A 3915-nucleotide genomic window follows, 5' to 3' on the forward strand; every position below is an offset into this window, starting at 1 on the left:
TGAACATTTGCAATTCTAATAACTCTTATCCCAGAAGTAACATACTTATCACTCCTGAATGCGTAGCCATTAAGAATTTCGCAAACATCTCCTAGCCTGATATTTTCCATTTATCTATCATCCCCCACAAATATCAATTTGCCTTTTAGGCTATGTATCTCTGATGTGAGTTCTTGACGTTATTCTGATTCACGATCGCATATTGCATCGTAGTATCGATTTGAGAATGTCCCAGAAGCTTCTGTACCTGCTCTATGGGCATGCCTTTGTCTATGGCTCTGGTTGCCATAGTTCGTCTGAACTTATGTGGATGAATTCGATCCAGGGAGAGTTTCCTTCCCAATTGCCTTAACCTGATCTCCACTCCGCTAATTTTAAGCCGCTTATGCCTACCATCCAAGGATACAAACAGAGCTGGATTATCATCCGTTCTTGATGCAAGATATTCCATCAGATGGATCTTTGCTTTTGCATCAAAATAAACTCGGCGTTCTTTATCTCCTTTTCCGAATACAACACACTCTCTCTGCTCCATATTTACATCCGCGATATTCAAACGAACCAGTTCTCCTACACGGATTCCCGTAGAATAGAGAAGATCGATAATGGCAAGATCTCTTACTTCCTCACATGCATCCCGCATTTTCTCCATGCTTTCATCCGAGATTACTTCTTTCACCACGGTTTTTGTTTTAATCTTATGAATACGGCGCATTGGACTTTTCAGGATATAATCTTCTTCCTCCAGCCATGAAAAGAAGCTGGATATGTTACGCCTGATATTGTCGATTGTTACTTTGCTGCATCCGCCACGTTGCTGATACTCCACCAGGTAGGTTCGAATCTCATCTGTAGTTATTTTGCGGATAGGTGTGCTGATCTTCTCCAGCATGTGATCAACCGTGACTTTGTAATACTGCAGCGTTCGTTCTGAACACCCCTCGATCCGTTTTGCATCTAAAAAAAACTTCAAATATTCACTGTTTTCTATGTTCTCTTTCTGGATAGTCTCTTCAGTTAAGTTTTCTAATAGCACCTCCTGCAATTTTTTCATTTGGGGAACGCTCAGGTACTCCGCCATTTCATTTAAAATCTTTACCAGTTTTTCTTCCATGATGATATACTCCTTTTTGTTGTATACCATCATCCTTCACCAGCCTACAGCCACATAGATTACCCAAAATATTGTTGCATCAAACTGTCGAATAACAGTTGTGTTTTATCTAATGCTGCCTGAACGGCAACTTTTGAGTTATCTGACAACAATTCATGAGTACAAGGGAAGACAGGAGCTTATCGCGACTAGGCATGCGGATATTCTGCAAAACCTAGTTGAAATTGCCAGAATTCAAAGCACGGAAAGTTCAAATAAAATCGAAGGTATTTACACCTCGGATGAGCGACTAAAAAAAATTGTCATGGATAAAACGACACCTCATTCCAGAGACGAATATGAAATTGCTGGATATCGGGATGTTCTGAATACGATCCATGAGAGCTATGAATACATTCCCATCAAGCCGGCTTTGTTACTGCAACTTCATCGTGGCATGTACAAATTTGAAGAGACACGAATTGGTGGCAGATGGAAATCTACTGATAACATAATTGAGGAAATGGATGAAGATGGGAATCGAAAAGTGAGATTTCAGCCTGTTTCAGCATTTGAAACACCAGAAGCATTGGAACAATTATGCCAGGCATATCAGGAGATACTGGCAGATGTTCAGGTTGATCCGCTACTAATAATCCCGATGTTCATTCTTGATTTTTTGTGTATCCATCCATTTCTTGATGGAAACGGCAGAATGAGCAGGCTGCTTACACTGCTTTTGCTGTATAAAAATGGATATTTCGTTGGCAGGTATATCAGTATAGAGAAACTCATAGAGACAACAAAGGATCAATATTATGATGCACTGCAGGCAAGCTCGGCGGGGTGGCATGAAGGAAATAATGATTATATGCCATTCGTCGTATATATGCTTAGTGTCATAACAGCTGCTTATCGCGAGTTTATGGAACGCACGGAACTTGTGGAAGAACGGAAGGTTTCGAAACCAGACCGCATCGAAGAGATGATGCGTAAAAAATTAGGAACTTTTACGAAGACTGAGATACAAAAAGAATTTCCAAATATCGGTCAGGCAACGATACAGCGAACTCTATCCAAGCTTCAAAAGGAAAATAAGATTATTAAAATTGGCGGTGGCCGTTATACGAAGTACCGCTGGAACTGGGATAAAGAGGAGTGATTCTTGGAGGATGTCATGATTACAGGAGAACTGAAAAATAAAATCGATGCTTTATGGGAGATCTTCTGGACGGGAGGACTTACCAATCCGCTGGATGTCATTGAACAGATGACTTACCTTATGTTCATTCACGATCTGGATGACAGTGATAATCTGCATGCCAGAGAAAGTGCCATGTTGGGCCTTTCCTATGAAAGCATATTTGCAGGGGAAGTTAAGGTTGGAGACCATATGGTTGATGGATCGCAGCTTAAGTGGTCAGTTTTCCATGATTTCCCAGCACAGAAAATGTATTCTGTTATGCAGGAAATGGTCTTTCCGTTTATCAAAAATCTGCACGGAAATAAAGAGAGCGCCTATGCAAAATACATGCAGGATGCGATTTTCAAGATTCCGACACCTTTGATGCTTTCCAAGATCGTCGATGCGATGGATGAACTTTATAAGCAGATGAGCGGACTGAAAGATACAGATGCACGCGGAGATATTTATGAATATCTCCTATCCAAACTGGCAAATTCCGGTGTAAACGGACAGTTTAGGACCCCAAGGCACATTATCAAGATGATGGTTGAACTGATGCAGCCGGGACCGGATGAAGTCGTATGTGACCCCGCCTGTGGCACATCAGGTTTTTTGGTGGCTGTAGGGGAATATGAGAAGGAACATCATCGAGAAGAGATTTTCTTTGACCGAGTGAAAAAAGATCACTACATGAATCATATGTTTCATGGATATGACATGGATAGGACGATGCTCCGTATCGGTGCTATGAACATGATGACGCATGGGATTGATAATCCTTATATAGAATATCGTGACAGTCTGTCAGATCAGAACCCGGATCGGAATAAGTATACCTTGATTCTGGCCAATCCGCCGTTTAAGGGAAGCCTTGATTATGACATTGTTTCGACAGACCTTCTCAAGCTTTGCAAGACAAAGAAGACAGAATTACTCTTTGTGGATCTATTCATCCAGATGATGAAAGTGGGCGGTCGGTGTGCCTGCATCGTCCCGGATGGTGTGCTTTTTGGATCATCAAAAGCTCATAAGGCAATCCGCAAAGAGTTGGTCGAGAATCAAAGGCTAGAGGCTGTGATCTCCATGCCTTCAGGTGTATTTAAGCCATATGCAGGGGTATCTACCGGAATTCTGATATTCACAAAAACAAATCACGGCGGTACCGATAATGTCTGGTTCTATGACATGAAGGCAGATGGTTTTAGCTTGGATGACAAGAGAACGCCAATCGAAGAAAATGATATTCCGGATATCATGGAACGCTTCAGACATCGAGATCAGGAGATGAACCGTGAGCGTACGGAGCAGTCCTTTATGGTGCCGAAACAGGAGATCATAGATAAAGGATATGATTTGTCTATCAACAAGTACAAGAAAGTTGAATATAAACCGGTAGAATATCCGCCTACAAGCGAGATTTTGGCCAGTATCCGTAGCTTGGAAACTGAAATCACAACCGATCTGAAAGATCTAGAGAAGATGCTCGCTGATGAGACAAATTGATATTTGTGGGGGATGATAGATAAATGGAAAATATCAGGCTAGGAGATGTTTGCGAAATTCTTAATGGCTACGCATTCAGGAGTGATAAGTATGTTACTTCTGGGATAAGAGTTATTAGAATTGCAAATGTTCA

The 3915-nt window shown here is 41.4% G+C and carries 3 protein-coding genes; 2 read left to right on the forward strand and 1 reads right to left on the reverse strand.

Going from position 1 to position 3915, the window contains the following annotated elements; translation table 11 throughout:
* Positions 1-145: 145 nt before the first annotated feature.
* Positions 146-1114, reverse strand: coding sequence for a site-specific tyrosine recombinase/integron integrase (gene xerA, locus SOS22_RS03155; protein ID WP_320325848.1), 969 nt, complete (start codon positions 1112-1114; stop codon positions 146-148).
* A 112-nt stretch (positions 1115-1226) separates the two neighbouring features.
* Here xerA and SOS22_RS03160 point away from each other — a divergent pair, with 112 nt between their 5' ends.
* Together SOS22_RS03160 and SOS22_RS03165 are read left to right on the forward strand one after the other, a co-directional pair.
* Positions 1227-2255 carry a Fic family protein gene (locus SOS22_RS03160; protein ID WP_320596293.1) on the forward strand — a complete coding sequence of 343 codons (1029 nt, stop codon included), beginning with the start codon at positions 1227-1229 and terminating at the stop codon, positions 2253-2255.
* 15 nt (positions 2256-2270) lie between these two features.
* Positions 2271-3782: an N-6 DNA methylase gene (locus tag SOS22_RS03165; RefSeq protein WP_320596294.1), complete on the forward strand. Its 1512-nt coding sequence runs from the start codon at positions 2271-2273 to the stop codon at positions 3780-3782.
* The last annotated feature ends 133 nt before the right edge of the window (positions 3783-3915 follow it).

The organism is Absicoccus sp. (assembly GCF_034090965.1).
GTDB classification, from domain to species: domain Bacteria; phylum Bacillota_I; class Bacilli_A; order Erysipelotrichales; family Erysipelotrichaceae; genus Absicoccus; species Absicoccus intestinalis.